This is a genomic window from Agreia sp., from assembly GCF_964263775.1.
GTDB lineage: Bacteria > Actinomycetota > Actinomycetes > Actinomycetales > Microbacteriaceae > Agreia.
The window spans coordinates 1-17,244 of the sequence record NZ_CAXVWM010000167.1 but is presented as its reverse complement, the minus strand read 5'-3'; the positions used below and the strand labels follow the sequence as shown (position 1 = coordinate 17,244).

The window sequence follows — 17,244 nt, the reverse complement described above, 5'->3', positions numbered from 1 at the left end:
GGCGCGTGACACAACGCACGCAGCTGGTCAGCCAGGTCGACACCGAAATCGCAGAATTTCTCGCGTCTCGTGAACCTATTCTGGCTGCAATCGCCGGCGAACTAGCCGCCTTTACGAACTTCTCCCGGTATCTTCTCAGCGGCGGCAAGCGGTTTCGAGCGAGGTTCTGCATTGCGGGGTGGCGAAGCATCTCGACGTCTCTGGATCCCGAGAGGGAACGGGCCGTTGTCACGCTCGCCGCCGCGCTCGAAGTGTTCCACGCGGCGGCCCTCGTGCATGACGACATCATCGACAATTCCGACACGCGCCGCGGCATGCCGGCGGCACACATCCGATTCGCCGACGTGCACGCGCAGGCGGGGTTCGCCGGTTCTGCACACTCGTTCGGCCGAGCAAGCGCGATCCTGCACGGGGACCTGCTCCTGGGTTGGAGCGACGAGCTCGTCGACTCGGCGCTCGACCTTCTCGCCGACAGGCAGAGCGCCCGGTCGACCCGGGCCGAGTTCAATCGGATGCGCACCGAGGTCACTGCGGGTCAGTACCTCGACATCCTCGAGGAGAACGCCTGGCCCACCGTGTCCGATTCCGACACGATCAGCCGAGCCCAGCGCGTGATGACCTTCAAATCGGCCAAGTACAGCGTCGAGGCTCCCCTTGCCCTGGGTGCGCTCATCGGCGGCGGCTCCGCGACGCAGGTGGATTCTCTCCGCCGATTCGGCCTTCCGCTCGGACTCGCCTTCCAACTACGCGATGACGTGCTGGGTGTGTTCGGAGACGCCGTCGTCACCGGCAAGCCCACCGGCGACGATCTCCGAGAGGGAAAGCGCACCGTTCTCGTTGCATTCGCGCGGCAGGGAATGGACGACGCGCAGCGAGCCGCATTCGATCACTCCCTCGGCAGAACCGACCTCGACGAGGCGGCCATCTCAGACCTTCAGAAGCAGATCGAGTCCAGCGGTGCGCTCGAGAGCGCAGAGCGGTCGATCTCTACCTACACGGCCGAAGCGCTCGAAGCCCTGCGGCTCGCACGACTCGAGCCCGCCGCCGCGTCGGAGCTCGAACAGCTGGCTCGCCTGCTCACCGACCGTTCGGCCTAGCGGCGGTCGTGAGGCCTGGCGACCCGCTCCAGCACCATCAGGCCAGGGCCTGCGCCACTCGTCGCACCTCGGCCTTGCGCCCGGCCAGAAGCGCATCGATCGGCGCGACCCCGAGTGAATCTTCCACCTCGAGCAGCCACCGCATCGACTCGTCGACCGTGAACCCGGAGTCGAGAAGAACGATGATCGTTCCCCGCAGTTCGGGAAGAGGTTCGCCGTCGCGCACGAAGACGTCGGGCACGACAAGGACTTTGTCTCGACGGATCGCGAGCAACGAATGCTCCTCGATCAGCTTTCGAACTCGACCCGGGGTCGATCCGAACAGTTCGGCGACATCCGGGATGGTCAACCAGGTTCTGGCGGGGGCGTTTTCACTCACGCAGCAAGCCTGCCACGACCCGGCGTGACCGCGTCACCCCATGGCCGATATCGCATCGTTATCCGCCGCGCCATTGCCGGCCGAGCGCGCCGTTGACGACCACCGGCATCCGTGGAACTGTTGGGGGTACGAGTGAAACGAGAATTGCGAGGTGCACGGCCGCTATGACGAGGTCACCGAGCCGCGGCGTCCGACGTGCGCGTTCGAAGCCACCCCGCTCGGTTGTCGCGTTCGTCGCGTTTCCCTTCGTCGTGATCGGACTCGTGGCATCCAAGGTCGTGTCAGCATCGAGTCGCCGGCGAGACCCGGGCGCGGCGTCGGCCGCAGACGCGACCGAGGCGGCAGACGAGCCCTCCTACCGCGTCGAACTCGGCGACACCGTGAGCGAGATCGCGATCCGCCATGGCCTCCCCACCGCCCACGTTCTCGCCCAGAACGGCCTGAGCTGGAAGACGCCCATCTTTCTCGGGCAGGTGATCCGGCTCGACCCGATCCCCGACGACCTCGAATGGCCGTCGGCCGAGAACGTCGCTGATCGAGACGGGCTCGCGAGCTGAACTCGACGGCATCATCGACCGGTCCGGATCTTCATCATGTCTATCCCGGCTTCCGCAGCCGCTGTTCTCTAAACTTCATCCGTGACCACCGCGCCCACTGACCCTATGATCGGTCGTCTCATCGACGGTCGGTACCAGGTGCGGTCGCGGATCGCCCGGGGCGGCATGGCCACGGTGTACCTGGCCACAGATCTGCGACTCGAACGCCGCGTGGCCATCAAGATCATGCACGGGCACCTCGCCGACGAATCCAACTTCAAAGAGCGCTTCGTTCAAGAGGCTCGATCCGCCGCACGCCTCGCCCACCCCAACGTGGTGAACGTCTTCGATCAGGGGCAAGACTCCGACATGGCGTACCTCGTCATGGAGTACCTGCCGGGCATGACGCTGCGGGACCTGCTCAAAGACTACGGAACGCTGACGACCGAGCAGACCCTCGACATCATGGATGCGGTCCTCGGCGGTCTCGCAGCAGCCCACAAGGCGGGCATCGTGCACCGCGACCTCAAGCCCGAGAACGTGCTGCTGGCCGATGACGGCCGCATCAAGATCGGCGACTTCGGCCTGTCGCGGGCGACGTCGGCGAATACGGCCACCGGCCAGGCTCTGCTCGGCACCATCGCGTACCTCTCCCCCGAACTCCTCACCCGGGGCACGGCCGACGCCCGGAGCGACATCTACGCCGCCGGAATCATGATGTACGAGATGCTCACGGGGGCCCAGCCCTTCATCGGCGACCAGCCCATGCAGATCGCCTTCCAGCATGCCAACGACCAGGTTCCCCGGCCGAGTGCCGTCAATTCGTCGGTGCCTCGCGATCTCGACGAGCTCGTGCTGTGGGCGACGGCAAAAGACCCCGCCGATCGTCCGACCGACGGCCGGATCATGCTCGAACAACTCCGGCTCACCGAACAGACGATGTCGGCGACCCACGCGGCGACGACGGGCGTCCAACGAACCGTGGTGATGCCCGCCGCCCTCAATCCCGACATCGCTTCGGCCCAGACACAGGCCTTTCAAAAGACACAGGCCTTTCAGAAGACACAGGCCTTTCACAAGACAGGGCCCACGTCTCTGCTCACCGCTCCGACGCGGGCACCCCGAGCGCAGAAGGCGCCGCAGCCCGCCGTCGCCCGCAGCGCCGCGCAACCCGCGTCATCCGATCGACTCAGGGCCTCGGTTGCAGTTCGCCGCCGTCGCGGGTTCTGGTTGGCCGGCATCATCGTTCTTCTTGTCGCGTTGGCCGGCGGCACCGGATGGTACTTCGGCATCGGCCCGGGCGCCCAGCTGACCATCCCCGATGTCGCCGGGCAGGCTCCGGATGCCGCGCAGTCGACCCTCGAAAAGCTCGGCGTCGTCGTCACCCGTGCCGACCAGTCGAGCATCGTGGTGCCCGCCGGCACGGTCGTCGCAACGGATCCATCCTCGGGCGCACATGTGGCGCGAGATTCCCCCGTCACCCTCATCGTGTCGACGGGTCCGGCTCAGCTGCCGCTGCCGCAGGTGATCGGCGCAGACCAGACCGCCGCGCAACAAGCACTCGAACAGGCCAGATTCGCGCTCGGCGATGTGTCGCAGGTGTTCTCGGGCGACGCCGCGGCCGGAATCGTTCTCGACGCCTACGGCGCCGACGGCGCGAGCCTGGCCACCGGTGGGTCCACTGAAGGCGTCGTCTACGGCGAGGCCCAGCCCGTCTCGCTGCTCGTGTCCGCCGGATCCATTCCCGATGTGTCGAATCAGAGTGTCGACGAGGCGACCGCCGCGCTGCAGGCCGTCGGCCTATCCGCCGCCTCCGGCGAGCAGGTCTACAGCGATTCCATCGACGAGGGCCGCGTGATCCAGGCCATCGCTCCTGCCGACACGGTGCACCCCGGCGACACGATGTCGCTTCAGGTCTCCCGTGGGCCCGAGCCCGTCACGGTTCCGGATGTCGTCGGCAAATCGTGGAGCGAAGCGAAGACCATGCTTGCGGACGTTGGATTACTCGCGAGTGGCCCCACGGGTGTCGACCTGGTAGTTGCGCCCATCAAGACGATTGTGAGCAGCAGTGATCCCGCAGCCGGGACCAGTGTTCCCCGGGGGTCAACGATCTCCCTGGAGGTCGACCTCCGGTTCGGCTGACACTCGCACCTCAGGCTTTGCGGGCCTCGCCGAGTTCCTCGGCCACGAGGAACGCGAGTTCGAGCGACTGCATGTGGTTGAGGCGTGGGTCGCATAACGACTCGTAGCGGGTCGCCAGGTCGGCCTCGTCGATGTGCTCGGAGCCGCCGAGGCACTCCGTGACATCGTCGCCCGTCAGCTCGACATGGATGCCGCCGGGATGAGTTCCCGCGGCACGGTGCGCCTCGAAGAATCCCTTGACCTCGTCGACCACGTCGTCGAATCGCCGCGTCTTGTAGCCGGTCGGGGTCGTCAGGCCGTTGCCGTGCATCGGGTCGGTCACCCAGAGCGGCGTCGCGTCGGCCGACTTGATCGTCTCGAGCAGCGGCGGCAGCGCATCGCGGACCTTGCCGGCACCCATGCGCGTGATGAACGTGAGTCGCCCAGGCTCGCGATTCGGGTCGAGCTTGTCGATGAGGCGCAGCATGTCGTCACCCGATGTCGCGGGGCCCAGCTTGACACCGATCGGGTTGCGCACGCGACTGAGAAAGTCGACGTGGGCACCATCGAGATCGCGAGTTCGCTCGCCGATCCACAAGAAGTGACTCGACGTGTTGTACGGCGTTCCCGTGCGCGAGTCGATGCGGGTCATGGGGCGCTCGTAATCGAAGAGCAGCGCCTCGTGACTCACGAAGAATTCGGTGCGTTTCAGGGCTTCGAAGTCGGCACCGCAGGCGATCATGAATTTGACCGCGCGGTCGATCTCGCGGGCGAGCTGCTCGTAGCGCACGTTGGCGGGATTCGAGGTGAATCCCTTGTTCCAGTCGTGCACCTGCCGCAGGTCGGCGAAGCCTCCCTGCGTGAAGGCGCGGATCAGGTTGAGCGTGGACGCGGCCGTGTGGTAGCCCTGCACGAGCCGACGCGGATCCGCCACTCGAGACTCCGGAGTGAAGTCGTATCCGTTGACGATGTCGCCACGGTAGGCGGGAAGGGTGACAGATCCGCGTGTCTCCGTGTCGCTCGATCTCGGCTTGGCGAACTGGCCGGCCATGCGACCCATCTTGATGACGGGCATCGAGGCGCCGTAGGTGAGGACGACGGCCATCTGAAGCACGGTCTTGACGCGATTGCGGATCTGTTCCGCCGTGGCGCCCGAGAATGTCTCCGCGCAATCGCCTCCCTGGAGCAGGAAGGCCTCACCACGCGCTGCCACGGCGAGGCGATCGCGCAGATTGTCGACCTCGCCCGCGAACACGAGCGGAGGCAGGCCGGCGATCTCGGCCGAGGCGGACTCGACTGCAACGCCGTCGGGCCACGACGGCTGCTGCTTCACGGGAAGCCCACGCCAATAGTCCAACCCGGCGATCACAGACTCATCTGCTTGAACGACCAGTTCGGTTGGATCTACCACGTGCGGGTTCCGTATCTTATGTCTTCGTGTCGATCGCGAACCGAGAGCCCACCGGGCCGGTCGCGTCAACGGGCGACGCTCGCCCGTTTCTCCTTTACCGAAGTCGCGTACACGTCTGCATATTCCTGGCCTGAGAGCCGCTGCAGTTCGTACATGATCTCATCGGTGACGCTTCGAAGGATGAATCGATCCGATTCCAGTCCCTCGAACCTAGAGAAATCTAGCGGCTCGCCAATGATCACGCCAACTCGCCGAATCTTCGGCACCTTCGTGCCGATCGCCATGACCTTGTGCGTGTCGATCATCGCCACGGGAATGACGGGAACGCCGGCTTCGAGGACCATGCGCGCGACCCCGGTGCGGCCGCGGTACATCTTGGCGTCGGGGCTGCGCGTGCCCTCCGGGTAGATTCCCAGAAGATCCCCGCGGCCCAGCACTCCGAGGCCCGTGTTCAACGAGGCCTCCGACGCCTTGCCCCCCGACCGGTCGATCGGCAACTGGCCGGTCGCGAGAAAGAAGCCTCGAACGAGAGCGCCCTTGATGCCCTTGCCCGTGAAGTAGTCGCTTTTGGCGAGGAAAGACACGCGCCGTGACAGCACCAGGGGAAGAATGACCGAGTCGATGAACGACAGGTGGTTGCTCGCCAGGATGGCGCCGCCCGTGCGGGGCACGTTCTCGAGCCCTCGGATCCACGGCCGGAAGATCGTGAGCACGATCGGCCCCGCGATCAGGTTCTTCATGATCCAGTAGAACATCGTGTTCCTTCTTCGCTTCTCGGGTCAGATCTCTGCGGCGTACAGTCTCGCGAGGTCGGCAGCGCCCACGACCCCGGCGTCGTTGACGAGTTCGGCGATCCTGAACTCCGGCTCGGGGTGAAAGCCGCGGGCCGGCAGATTGTCGAGAAAAGACTGCCGGATGGGGTCGAGGAGCAGGTCGCCCGCCTGGGCGACCCCGCCGCCGATCACGAAGAGCTGGGGATCGAGAATCGCAGCGAGGCTGGCACTGGCCTGCCCGATCCAGTGGCCGAGTTCGCGCAGGGCGGCGAGGGCCCCCGGGTCGTGAGCCTGGATGAGTTCGCTCACGTCGAGGCCGGTGAGCACGCCGACGCGGGCCCGCGCGGCGGCCAGCCCGATGCCGATGCCGCCGGCATCCGCCAGCTCGTTCGAGTAGCGCAGCAGGGCCCGACCGGAGCCGTACTGCTCGATGCAGCCGCGGGCGCCGCAGCCGCAGGGAAGTCCGTCGGGAACCACCCGCATGTGCCCGAGTTCGGCGGCCGCACCGAAGCCGCCCCGGAACATGCGGTCACCCGAGACGATGGCTCCCCCGACGCCCGTGCCGATGGTGAGCATGCACATGTCGCTGACCAGCCGGCCCGCTCCGTAGCGGAACTCGGCCCATCCGGCGGCGTTCGCATCGTTCTCGATGAGAACGCGGTACGGCACGCGCCGCTCGAGCTTCTCGCGGAAAGGCTCGTTGCGGTAGTCGATGTTGGGCGCGTAGTACACGGTCGACTGCGCGGCGTCGATGAACCCGGCCGCGGCGACGCCCACGGCGGCGACGTCGTAGCCGTCTGCCAGCTCGGCGATCATCGCGACGACCGAATCCTCGATGTTCTGGATGTCGACGGCCTGGGTGGGACGCCGGTCGAAGCGCACGATCTGTCCGAGCTCGTCGACCAACGCTCCGGCGATCTTGGTGCCGCCGATGTCGATGCCGATGGCATGCATGAAATCCGTGTCCTTCCACGTCGCCGGCCGAGAAGGGCGATGACGTCGCTTACGATGCGCCTTCCGACAGAGGATCGAATGCGCCAAGTAGAGTGTAGTTATCCGGCGCCACCCCGCACCACGCGACCGGAGTATCGGCCCCCAGCGCCGAAGAGCACATTGACCGGTCGACAAAGGAGTTGCCGTGGAAGAATTCTCTGTACCCGCCGTCGTGAGGCCCGACCCCGACGCGAACGCCACCGACCTGTTGCTCGCCCGCGTCGCGGCTACACCGGATGCGCCGCTGTTCGCGGTGCCCGACTCGGAAGCGGGCTGGAGCGAGATCACCGCCGCCGAGTTTCTGCACCGCGTGCGGGCGACTGCCAAGGGGCTCATCGCCGGCGGCATCAAGCCGGGCGACAAGATCGGGTTCATGTGCAAGACGCGCTACGAGTGGACCCTGGTCGACTTCGCGACGTGGTTCGCGGGCGCGATCCTCGTTCCGATCTACGAGACCTCCGCGCCGAGCCAGGTGCAGTGGAATCTCAGTGACTCCGGCGCCGTCGCCGTCATCCTCGAGACGGCCGATCACTTCGCGAAGTTCGACGAGGTGCACCCCGACCTCCCGCTGATAGGCCAGGTCTGGCAGATCGACCTGGGCGATCTCGACAAGATCGTCGCTGCGGGCACCGGAGTCAGCGACGAGACTCTCGAGGCCGCGCGATCGCGTGCCGTGGGAAGCGACCTGGCCACCCTCATCTACACCTCGGGTACGACGGGGCGGCCGAAGGGCTGCATGCTCACGCACTCCAACTTCGTCGAGCTGAGCCGCAACGCCGGAGTCGTCATGAAAGAGATGTTGGGGCCCGGTTCGTCCACATTGCTCTTCATCACCACCGCGCACATCTTCGCCCGGTTCATCTCGGTGCTCTCGGTGCATGCCGGCGTGAAGGTCGGTCACCAGCCCGACACCAAGAAACTGCTGACCTCGCTCAGCACGTTCCGTCCCACCTTCCTGCTCGCCGTGCCGCGCGTCTTCGAGAAGGTCTACAACTCGTCCGAGCAGAAGGCGGAGACCGGCGGAAAGGGAGCGATCTTCCGCAAGGCGGCCGCCACCGCCATCGAGCACTCGGTCGCGCTCGACGAGGGCACGGTCTCATTGGGCCTGCGGCTGCGGTTCGCGCTCTTCGACCGTCTGGTCCTGTCGAAGATCCGGCAGGCGATGGGCGGTCGCGTGCAGTACGCCGTATCGGGGTCGGCCCCGCTCGGCCACCGTCTCGGTCATTTCTACAGAAGCCTCGGCATCAAGATCCTCGAGGGCTACGGCCTCACCGAGACGACCGCGCCGGCGACGGTCAACCTCGTCTCGAAGTTCAAGATCGGCACCGTCGGACCAGCGCTTCCCGGTGTGGGAGTGCGGATCGCAGACGACGGAGAGATTCACGTCACCGGCATCAACGTCTTCGCCGGGTATTGGAACAACGATGCGGCCACCCGAGAGGCGATGGACGGCGCCTGGTTCAAGACGGGCGACGTCGGAGCGTTCGACCCCGATGGATTCTTGAGGATCACCGGCCGCAAGAAGGAGATCATCGTCACTGCCTCGGGCAAGAACGTCGCGCCGGCCGTCCTCGAAGATCCGATCCGGGCCAATCCGCTGGTCGGCCAGGTCATCGTCGTCGGCGACCAGAAGCCGTTCATCTCCGCCCTCATCACGCTCGATCCCGAGATGCTGCCCGCCTGGCTCAGCAACAACGGCCAACCCTCGGGTCTCTCCCTCGCCGAGGCGGCACAGAATCCGGCTGTTCTGGCCGAGATCCAACGCGCCGTCGACGAGGCGAACAGCACCGTCTCGCGTGCCGAGTCCATCCGCAAGTTCGTGGTGTTGAGCAACGACCTCACCGAGGATTCCGGTCACCTGACTCCGAAGCTCACCATAAAACGCCACGTGATCATGACGGATTTCGCGGCCGATGTGGAACGCATCTACCAGGCGGCACCGGCCACGGAGGGCCAGTCGCTCATTTTCTGATGACAGCGGTACCCGAGGGCGCCGCGCGGCGACGGGTCAGAACCAGGCAGACTCGCGAACCTGTTTCATGGCCTCCCGCCGTGCCGGCTTGTCGAGGCGATCGAGATAGACCAGGCCATCGAGGTGATCCGTCTCGTGCTGCAGCGCCTGGGCCATCACGCCCGTGCCCGAGACCTCGATCACGGTGCCGTCGAGGTCGGTGCCCCGTGCCCGCGCGAACGGGTGGCGAAGCGTGGGAAACCAGAGTCCGGGAACGGAGAGGCATCCCTCGTCGACGAGTTGCGGCTCGCCTGACAATTCGATGATCTCGGGGTTGAGGATGTACCCGATCTGCCCGTCGACGTTGTAGCTGAACGCTCGGAGGTTGACGCCGATCTGTGCCGCCGCGACTCCAGCGCGACCCGGCAGCCGCACGCTGTCGAGCAGGTCGTCGACGAGACCTCGGATGCGATCGTCGACGACGACGACCGGATCGGATACGGTCTTGAGGACCGGGTCGCCGAGCAGTCGGATCTCGCGCACGCTCACTGCGGCTCCACGACGACGAGCAGATCGCCCGCCTCGACCTGCTGGGTCACCGGAATGGCCACGCGACTCACCCGCCCGGCAATTTGAGCGGTGATCGCGGCCTCCATTTTCATGGCCTCGATGGTCGCGACCGACTCGCCCGCCTCCACGATCGAGCCTTCGCTCACCTTGAGTGTCACGACGCCCGAGAAGGGCGCGGCGACGTGACCCGGCTTCGCGGCATCGGCCTTCTCGGCCGACTTCGTATCGACCGTGATGCTTCGATCTCTGACGAACACCGGGCGGAGCTGGCCGTTGAGAATGGTCATGACGGTGCGCATGCCCTTGTCGTCTGCCGTGCCGATCGCCTCGAGCCCGACGTAGAGCTTGACGCCCTTGCCTATCTCGACGACGTTCTCCACGCCCTGGCGTAGTCCATACAGGTAGTCGACCGTGTCGACGACAGAGAGGTCGCCGTACTGCTCACGGACCTGCTCGAACAGCTTCGTCGGACCGGCGAACAGCAACCTGTTCAACGTCGACCGGATGGCCGCGCTGTCGTCGCTCGTCAGTGTGTCGGCGTCGACCTGTTCGAGGGGGGTGACCCCGACGGTGACCTGACGGCCCGCCAAGACCTTGGTGCGGAACGGCTCCGGCCATCCGCCCGGCAGCTCGCCGAGTTCGCCGGCCATGAACCCGATCACCGAGTCGGGGATGTCGTAGTTCTGGGGATTCTGTTCGAAGTCGTCGGGGTCGGCCTTGACCGCGGCGAGGTGCAGTGCCAGGTCGCCCACGACCTTCGACGATGGTGTCACCTTCGGCACCCGGCCGAGAATCTTGTTGGCGGCGGCGTAGAGGTCTTCGATGCGCTCGAAGTCGTCGGCGAGCCCGAGCGCGATCGCCTGCTGGCGAAGGTTCGACAGTTGGCCCCCGGGGATCTCGTGGCTGTAGACGCGCCCTGTCGGCCCCGCGAGGCCGGATTCGAACGGGCGATAAACCGTGCGCACTGCCTCCCAGTAGGGCTCGAGGTCGAGCACCGACTGCAATGAGATGCCGGTGTCGCGGTCGGTGTGCGCCAGGGCGGCGACGAGACTGGATGCCGATGGCTGGCTGGTCGTGCCGGCCATCGGGGCGCTCGCCACATCCACGGCGTCTGCACCTGCACGGCTGGCGGCCAACAACGTGGCGAGTTGGCCTCCGGGCGTGTCATGGGTGTGCACGTGCACCGGCAGGTCGAAGTTGGTGCGGAACGCCGTGACAAGCTTCTCTGCGGCGGCGGGACGCAGCAGGCCGGCCATGTCTTTGATCGCGAGCACGTGCGCGCCCGACGACACGATCTGCTCGGCCAGTTTCAGGTAGTAGTCGAGGGTGTAGAGGTCTTCGGCCGGGTCGAGCAGGTCGCCCGTGTAGCAGACGGCCACCTCGGCCAGGGCGTGACCCGTCTCGAGCACCGACTCGATGGCGGGACGCATCTGCTCGACATCGTTGAGCGCGTCGAAGATACGGAAGACGTCGACGCCGGTTCTGGCCGCCTCGCGAACGAACGCGTCGGTGACCTCGGTCGGATAGGGCGTGTAGCCGACGGTGTTGCGGCCACGGAGCAGCATCTGCAGGTTGATGTTCGGAATGGCCTCGCGAAGCGACGCGAGGCGCTCCCACGGGTCTTCTCCGAGGAACCTCAGGGCGACGTCGTAGGTCGCCCCACCCCAGGCCTCGACCGACAGGAGCTCGGGCGTCATGCGCGCGACATGCGGCGCGACCGCGAGGAGGTCGCGGGTGCGCACCCGGGTCGCCAAAAGAGACTGGTGGGCGTCGCGGAACGTCGTCTCGGTGACGGCGAGTGGTGTCTGGGCACGGAGGGCGCTCGCGAAGCCCTGCGGCCCGAGTTCGAGCAGTCGCTGCCTCGACCCGCTGGGGACCGGTGCGTCGAGGTCGATGGCGGGAAGCTTGTCGAGCGGGTTCACGCTCGACAGGCGGGGGCCGTTCGGCTGGTTGACGGTCACGTCGGCCAGCCAGTTGAGGATCTTCGTTCCACGGTCTTTCGAGACGTGGCCCTTCAGGAGCTCGGGTCGCTCGTCTATGAACGAGGTGCTCAGGTCGCCCGCCTCGAAGCTGGGGTCTTCGAGAACAGCCTGCAGGAACGGGATGTTGGTGGCGACTCCGCGGATGCGGAACTCGGCGAGTGCGCGCTTCGAGCGGCGCACAGCGGCGGAGAAGTCGCGCCCCCGACAGGTGAGTTTTGCCAGCATCGAGTCGAAGTGGGGGCTGATCTGCGCGCCCGCGTTGATGGTTCCGCCGTCGAGCCGGATGCCGGCGCCCCCCGGCGAGCGATAGGTCGTGATCTTGCCCGTGTCGGGTCGGAAGCCCGCGGTGGGATCCTCGGTCGTGATGCGGCACTGGAGAGCGGCGCCCCGCAGCACGATGCTCTGCTGCGACAGACCCATCTCGGCCAGGGTGACTCCCGCGGCGATGAGCATCTGCGATTGCACGAGGTCGACATCGGTCACCTCTTCTGTGACCGTGTGCTCGACCTGGATGCGGGGGTTCATCTCGATGAACACGTGCTCGCCCGCACGATCCCCCACTGTGTCGACGAGGAACTCGACGGTTCCCGCGTTCACGTAGCCGATCGACCGGGCGAAGGCGATCGCGTCGCGGTGCAACGCTTCTCGCAGTTCGTCGCTGATGTTGGGCGCCGGCGCGATCTCGATGACCTTCTGGTTGCGACGCTGCACGGAGCAGTCGCGTTCGAACAGGTGAAGGGTCTCCCCTGTCGCATCGGCGAGAATCTGAACCTCGATGTGCCTCGGGCGCAGCACCGCCTGTTCGAGAAACATCGTGGAATCGCCGAACGCACTGTCAGCCTCCCTCATCGCGGCTTCGAGCGCCTCGCGCAGTTCGGAGCGCGAGGCGACCCTGCGCATCCCTCGCCCGCCACCGCCGGCGACGGCCTTGGCGAACAACGGGAACCCGACCTCGTCGGCGCCGGCGAGCAGAACGTCGAGATCGCGGGACGCAGCGCTCGAGCGCAGCACCGGCACACCGGCAGCCACCGCGTGCTCTTTCGCCGTGACCTTGTTTCCGGCCATTTCGAGCACGTGCGAGCCGGGTCCGATGAACGTGATGCCCGCCGCGCGGGCAGCCTCGGCGAGCTCCGGATTCTCGGAGAGGAATCCGTAGCCCGGGTAGATGGCATCTGCGCCGCACTCGACGGCAACCCGGATGATCTCACCGACGTCGAGGTACGCACGAACCGGATGCCCGACCTCGCCTATCTGGTACGCCTCGTCGGCCTTGAGCCGATGCATGCTGTTTCGGTCTTCGTAGGGAAAGACGGCGACGGTCTTCGCACCGAGTTCATACGCCGCGCGGAATGCCCTGATGGCGATCTCTCCACGGTTGGCGACGAGAATCTTGGAGAACATAGGGGCCTTTCACGAATACGCGCACATCCAGCGGACGGTTAGGTTGTCTCAGCCTAGTAAAGGTAACGTTGTGTTCGTGCATGTACTCAGCGTCAGCTCCCTCAAGGGAGGAGTGGGAAAGACCACGGTGACGCTCGGGCTCGCCTCGGCCGCTTTTGCGAAGGGCCTGCGAACCCTCGTCGTCGATCTCGACCCCCAGTCCGATGTCTCGACCGGCATGGACATCCGTGTCACCGGTCACCTCAATGTGGCCGACGTTCTGGCCAGCCCCAAAGAGAAGGTCGTTCGCGCGGCCATCGCCCCCAGCGGCTGGACGAAAGATCGCGGGGGCAAGATCGACGTGTTGATCGGCAGCCCGTCCGCGCTCAACTTCGACGGTCCGCACCCGAGCATCCGAGACATCTGGAAGCTCGAGGAGGCCTTGGCTACTGTCGAGGCCGACTACGACCTCGTGCTCATCGACTGCGCCCCCTCGCTCAACGCACTCACGCGAACCGCCTGGGCCGCCAGTGACCGCGTCAGCGTCGTCACCGAGCCGGGCCTCTTCTCTGTCGCCGCCGCAGACCGCGCACTGCGCGCGATCGAAGAGATCCGCCGCGGCCTCAGCCCACGGCTCCAGCCCCTCGGCATCATCGTGAACCGTGTGCGATCGCAGTCGCTCGAGCACCAGTTCCGCATCAAAGAGCTGCGCGACATGTTCGGACCCCTGGTTCTGAGCCCGCAGTTGCCCGAGCGCACGTCGCTGCAGCAGGCGCAGGGGGCGGCCAAGCCCTTGCACGTGTGGCCTGGAGAAGGTGCTCAAGAGATGGCGCGAAACTTCGACCTGCTCCTCGAGCGCGTGATGCGTACGGGTCGACTCGGCGAATACGCCGATGCCAAGAGCATCCGCAGCTAGAGCATGTGCCTTCGATAAACTCCCGGACAGGCTCCGTACACAGAGCCTGTCGAAGCGCGTGGAAGCCCGCCTAGGAGATAGCCCGCCTAGGAGATCTTGCGGTTGGCCCGGCGAGCGGCGAGCTCATCCATGGGATCGGCAACAGTCGAGTCGATGGAGACGAGGGTGGACTCGACCTCGCGCAAGACCTTGCCCACGGCGATACCGAACACTCCTTGGCCCCGGCTGACCAGATCGATGACCTCGTCGTTCGACGTGCACAGGTAGACGCTCGCTCCGTCGCTCATGAGCGTCGTCTGGGCGAGATCATTGATGCCGGCTTCACGCAGCTGCTCGATGGCGGTGCGAATCTGCTGCAGCGAGATACCGGTGTCGAGAAGGCGCTTGACGAGCTTCAGTACGAGGATGTCGCGGAAGCCGTAGAGCCGTTGCGACCCCGAGCCGGCCGCGCCTCGTACGGTCGGTTCGACTAGGCCGGTTCGCGCCCAGTAGTCGAGCTGACGGTAGGTGATTCCGGCCGCGCGGGCAGCGACAGCTCCTCGGTAGCCGGAGTCGGCGTCGAGTTCGGCCATGCCGTCGGTGAAGAGGAGGCCATCGAAGCGGGCGTCGTCGCTCGGCTTCGTGCCTGGTCCGGCACCGGTTCCGATGTTCTCGCTCAAGAAACGCGCCTCTTCCAGAAATTATCGGCCGTGAAAGAAGCCGGATGTGTCTACGCAGTCCACGCTAGCGATGCGATCCGCCGGCGGCAACGACATCCGCATTTCTCGATCGGCGTGTCGCGCCGGGTTGTCAGGCCGTCGTCGTGAGCACCCAGTCTACCCCGCGCGATTTCAGGGAACGAGTCGACCGAGGGCGGATCTGATCAGGCTTCCCCGCACGATCTCGAGTTGACCGGCGATCTCGACGGCGAGTTCGGCCGCGCGTGCCCGGCTCGACGCGTCGTTGCGTCTCGACACGGGCACCAGCGCGCTCTCGATGAGTCCGAGTTCGCGTTCGGCGGCGACTCGGAACCCTCGGAGGTGACGCGGCTCGATGCCGCATCGCTGCAATTCGACGAGCGCTTTCATCACCGCGAGAGTGTCGTCGCCGAAGGTCTCAGCGGGCATGACGACCGAGGCCGACACCGCATCTTGCAGCAGCATCGGCGTGGCGCCGGCCTCACGGATGAGTTCGTCGCGGCTGAGTCGCCTGCCGCTCGGCAGCATCGACGGGCCGCGGTCTGTCGTCGACCCGGGAAGCACCGGACCGAGGCCGGCATCGACGTCGTCGAGATACGACTTGATGACCACGAGCGGCAGATAGCGGTCTCTCTGCATCGTGAGGATGAGGCGCAGTCGATCGAGGTCTTGCTGGCAGAACTTGCGATATCCCGATTCGGTTCGAGCGGGCCTGACCAGACCGCGCTCTTCGAGAAAACGAAGCTTCGACGGTGTGAGTTCGGGAAACTCAGGCGTCAGTCGCGCGAGGACCTGTCCGATACTGAGCAGTTGGGCCGAGACCGGACCACGCGCCGATGCGGGTGTCGCCGCCATCTACTCGCCGGAGGCTGTGACGACGTCGAGCCGCGACGGGTAGAACGTCAGACGGAACTTGCCGACCTGTACCTCGGCGCCGTCGCTCAGAAGAGCCCTGTCGACTCGCACGCCGTCGAAGTACGTGCCATTGAGCGAGCCGAGATCGGTCACTTCGAACGCGTTCGCGTGACGGGTGAACTTCGCATGGCGGCGGGACACGGTGACGTCGTCGAGAAAGATGTCGGCTTCGGGGTGACGACCGGCGACCGTGTTGTCGGAGTCGAGGAGGAAACGTGCTCCGTTGTTCGGGCCGCGACGAACGATCAGCAACGCCGACCCTGACGGCAGCGCGGCGATCGCCTCGAGTTCTTCTGCGGTGACTCCGCCCTCGAGAGCCGCAAGCTGGGCCGCGAATTCTCCCGTCAGATGCAGCGTGGTGTCTGTCTCGGTGCGTGCGCGGTTCGCGGACTCGTGTGCGTTCATGTCATCAGCCAAGTTCGTGACCTCCTAGAGCCTCAAGCGTAGCCGATGCGCGTGAGCTCGCGAGCAGGGAATACGCCGTGCACATCATGCTGTCACGGGGCCACGGGAGGCCTGTCGAGGATGCTGCGCAGCCAGCCCGGGGCTCGTGTGGCGCATCCGTGCGCTTCGACGCGACTGCGAAGCTCCGCGTCGGCGGTCACGACCACCACCCGGCTCCCCGCATTGCGTTGGGATACGGCTTTCTCGACGATCGATTCGTCGCCCCCGCCTTCGGCGCGATCGATGCCGATCGTGGGCGCAGGGATGCCGTCGGCCCGGCTGCGTGCCGAGTGCGGCTCTCGCGGGTCGCGGGCACCCCTGGCTTCGCCCTCCAGTACGGCGACGATGGACGGCCAGTATTCGTCTACCTCGAGATCGAGGAGCGATCCGGCGAACCCCGCGTCGGACAACCCGGCGAGGTCGTCGAGAAGAGTCGAGGCCGCCCCTGCCCTGTCCTTCCACCATCCGTCCGGTCGGGAACCGACCACGTTGGCCGCGTCGATCACCAGACTCGTCGGGTTCTCGACGAGGTCTTTCAGCACCGGCCACCGTGCGGCGAAACCGGGGTGGAGGGGAAGCGATTTCACCTCGTCGAGCGGCACCCAGCGCAGTTCGACACTTTCGGCGTCGCCGATCACCGCATCGAAGTGGCGCGTGGCACGCACCCCGACCGTCGTATAGCTCCAGATCTCCAGGTCGAACACACTCGTGAACTCGAGCACGACGGCGTCAGAGGGCACCCCGGCCTCTTCTTCGGCCTCGCGCAGGGCGCCACGCACTGCGGACTCGCCCTCATGCCGCGCGCCGCCCGGGAGGCCCCACGTCCCGCCGAAATGACTCCATTCGACCCTGTGCTGGAGCAGCACCCCGCGGTCGTCGTGCACGAGGAGGCCGGCAGCACCGAACGTGCCCCAGAACGTGCGCCCGTCGGGCGCGCTGACCCAGGCTTCTCCGCTTCCGTGGGGCCGCCGCGCTGCAGGCCCGACCGGCTTCGACGCCTTCACAGCCTGGTGAATCGTGGCACGGCGACGCCGTCGACGACGGTGTCGCCGGTGAACATGTCGAGGGGTCTCACCCAGAGTGAGCCGTCCGCCGACCT

The 17,244-nt window shown here is 66.2% G+C and carries 16 protein-coding genes; 5 read left to right on the top strand and 11 right to left on the bottom strand.

Going from position 1 to position 17,244, the window contains the following annotated elements; translation table 11 throughout:
- The first annotated feature begins 5 nt into the window (after positions 1-5).
- Positions 6-1,097: a polyprenyl synthetase family protein gene (locus ACE5CZ_RS12150; protein WP_374947589.1), complete on the top strand. Its 1,092-nt coding sequence runs from the start codon at positions 6-8 to the stop codon at positions 1,095-1,097.
- Positions 1,098-1,134: 37 nt separating this feature from the next.
- Here the strand turns inward: ACE5CZ_RS12150 and ACE5CZ_RS12145 are convergent, their stop codons facing one another.
- Positions 1,135-1,476 (bottom strand): Rv2175c family DNA-binding protein, encoded by a 342-nt coding sequence (locus ACE5CZ_RS12145; protein ID WP_374947588.1) that lies wholly within the window; start codon positions 1,474-1,476, stop codon positions 1,135-1,137.
- Positions 1,477-1,640: 164 nt separating this feature from the next.
- On the opposite strand from ACE5CZ_RS12145, the gene ACE5CZ_RS12140 reads away from it, so the two are divergent.
- Positions 1,641-2,033, top strand: a complete 393-nt coding sequence (locus ACE5CZ_RS12140) for a LysM domain-containing protein (protein WP_374947587.1) — start codon at positions 1,641-1,643, stop codon at positions 2,031-2,033.
- An 81-nt stretch (positions 2,034-2,114) separates the two neighbouring features.
- Entirely contained in the window at positions 2,115-4,154 is a 2,040-nt protein-coding gene (gene pknB, locus ACE5CZ_RS12135) for a Stk1 family PASTA domain-containing Ser/Thr kinase (protein WP_374947586.1), read from the top strand.
- A 10-nt stretch (positions 4,155-4,164) separates the two neighbouring features.
- Here the strand turns inward: pknB and ACE5CZ_RS12130 are convergent, their stop codons facing one another.
- From ACE5CZ_RS12130 to ACE5CZ_RS12120, 3 genes are all read right to left on the bottom strand, one after another.
- On the bottom strand, positions 4,165-5,544 hold the full coding sequence (locus ACE5CZ_RS12130) for a class II 3-deoxy-7-phosphoheptulonate synthase (RefSeq protein WP_374947585.1): 1,380 nt from the start codon (positions 5,542-5,544) through the stop codon (positions 4,165-4,167).
- 65 nt (positions 5,545-5,609) lie between these two features.
- Positions 5,610-6,299, bottom strand: coding sequence for a lysophospholipid acyltransferase family protein (locus tag ACE5CZ_RS12125; protein WP_374947584.1), 690 nt, complete (start codon positions 6,297-6,299; stop codon positions 5,610-5,612).
- Between the two features lie 24 nt (positions 6,300-6,323).
- On the bottom strand, positions 6,324-7,271 hold the full coding sequence (locus tag ACE5CZ_RS12120; RefSeq protein ID WP_374947583.1) for an ROK family glucokinase: 948 nt from the start codon (positions 7,269-7,271) through the stop codon (positions 6,324-6,326).
- 184 nt (positions 7,272-7,455) lie between these two features.
- On the opposite strand from ACE5CZ_RS12120, the gene ACE5CZ_RS12115 reads away from it, so the two are divergent.
- Positions 7,456-9,282 carry an AMP-dependent synthetase/ligase gene (locus ACE5CZ_RS12115; protein ID WP_374947582.1) on the top strand — a complete coding sequence of 609 codons (1,827 nt, stop codon included), beginning with the start codon at positions 7,456-7,458 and terminating at the stop codon, positions 9,280-9,282.
- Positions 9,283-9,318: 36 nt separating this feature from the next.
- Here the strand turns inward: ACE5CZ_RS12115 and ACE5CZ_RS12110 are convergent, their stop codons facing one another.
- The gene (locus ACE5CZ_RS12110) at positions 9,319-9,810 is read right to left on the bottom strand and encodes a peptide deformylase (protein WP_374947581.1); all 492 of its coding nucleotides are present in this window, start codon (positions 9,808-9,810) and stop codon (positions 9,319-9,321) included.
- The gene (locus tag ACE5CZ_RS12105; RefSeq protein WP_374947580.1) at positions 9,807-13,214 is read right to left on the bottom strand and encodes a pyruvate carboxylase; all 3,408 of its coding nucleotides are present in this window, start codon (positions 13,212-13,214) and stop codon (positions 9,807-9,809) included. The genes ACE5CZ_RS12110 and ACE5CZ_RS12105 overlap by 4 nt, the downstream gene beginning before the upstream one ends.
- 76 nt (positions 13,215-13,290) lie before the next feature.
- Here ACE5CZ_RS12105 and ACE5CZ_RS12100 point away from each other — a divergent pair, with 76 nt between their 5' ends.
- A complete protein-coding gene (locus ACE5CZ_RS12100; RefSeq protein ID WP_374947579.1) occupies positions 13,291-14,109 on the top strand; it encodes a ParA family protein in 819 nt (272 codons plus the stop codon).
- Positions 14,110-14,195: 86 nt separating this feature from the next.
- Here the strand turns inward: ACE5CZ_RS12100 and ACE5CZ_RS12095 are convergent, their stop codons facing one another.
- From ACE5CZ_RS12095 to ACE5CZ_RS12075, 5 genes are all read right to left on the bottom strand, one after another.
- Entirely contained in the window at positions 14,196-14,681 is a 486-nt protein-coding gene (locus tag ACE5CZ_RS12095; protein ID WP_374947601.1) for a MerR family transcriptional regulator, read from the bottom strand.
- Positions 14,682-14,939: 258 nt separating this feature from the next.
- On the bottom strand, positions 14,940-15,641 hold the full coding sequence (locus ACE5CZ_RS12090; protein ID WP_374947578.1) for a MerR family transcriptional regulator: 702 nt from the start codon (positions 15,639-15,641) through the stop codon (positions 14,940-14,942).
- Positions 15,642-16,106 (bottom strand): FHA domain-containing protein, encoded by a 465-nt coding sequence (locus ACE5CZ_RS12085; RefSeq protein ID WP_374947577.1) that lies wholly within the window; start codon positions 16,104-16,106, stop codon positions 15,642-15,644.
- 92 nt (positions 16,107-16,198) lie between these two features.
- Positions 16,199-17,149, bottom strand: a complete 951-nt coding sequence (locus ACE5CZ_RS12080) for an NUDIX domain-containing protein (protein WP_374947576.1) — start codon at positions 17,147-17,149, stop codon at positions 16,199-16,201.
- Positions 17,146-17,244, bottom strand: a 99-nt coding sequence (locus tag ACE5CZ_RS12075; protein WP_374947600.1) for a DUF1653 domain-containing protein, incomplete at its 5' end; no start/stop codon positions are given. The genes ACE5CZ_RS12080 and ACE5CZ_RS12075, both read right to left, overlap by 4 nt.

Bases quoted from the DNA above. Each gene is read 5' to 3' on its own strand.
- ACE5CZ_RS12140 (WP_374947587.1), top strand. From the start codon at position 1,641: ATGACGAGGTCACCGAGCCGCGGCGTCCGACGTGCGCGTTCGAAGCCA.
- ACE5CZ_RS12125 (WP_374947584.1), bottom strand. From the start codon at position 6,299: ATGTTCTACTGGATCATGAAGAACCTGATCGCGGGGCCGATCGTGCTC.
- ACE5CZ_RS12120 (WP_374947583.1), bottom strand. From the start codon at position 7,271: ATGCATGCCATCGGCATCGACATCGGCGGCACCAAGATCGCCGGAGCG.
- ACE5CZ_RS12105 (WP_374947580.1), bottom strand. From the start codon at position 13,214: ATGTTCTCCAAGATTCTCGTCGCCAACCGTGGAGAGATCGCCATCAGG.
- ACE5CZ_RS12095 (WP_374947601.1), bottom strand. From the start codon at position 14,681: ATGGCCGAACTCGACGCCGACTCCGGCTACCGAGGAGCTGTCGCTGCC.
- ACE5CZ_RS12090 (WP_374947578.1), bottom strand. From the start codon at position 15,641: ATGGCGGCGACACCCGCATCGGCGCGTGGTCCGGTCTCGGCCCAACTG.
- ACE5CZ_RS12085 (WP_374947577.1), bottom strand. From the start codon at position 16,106: ATGAACGCACACGAGTCCGCGAACCGCGCACGCACCGAGACAGACACC.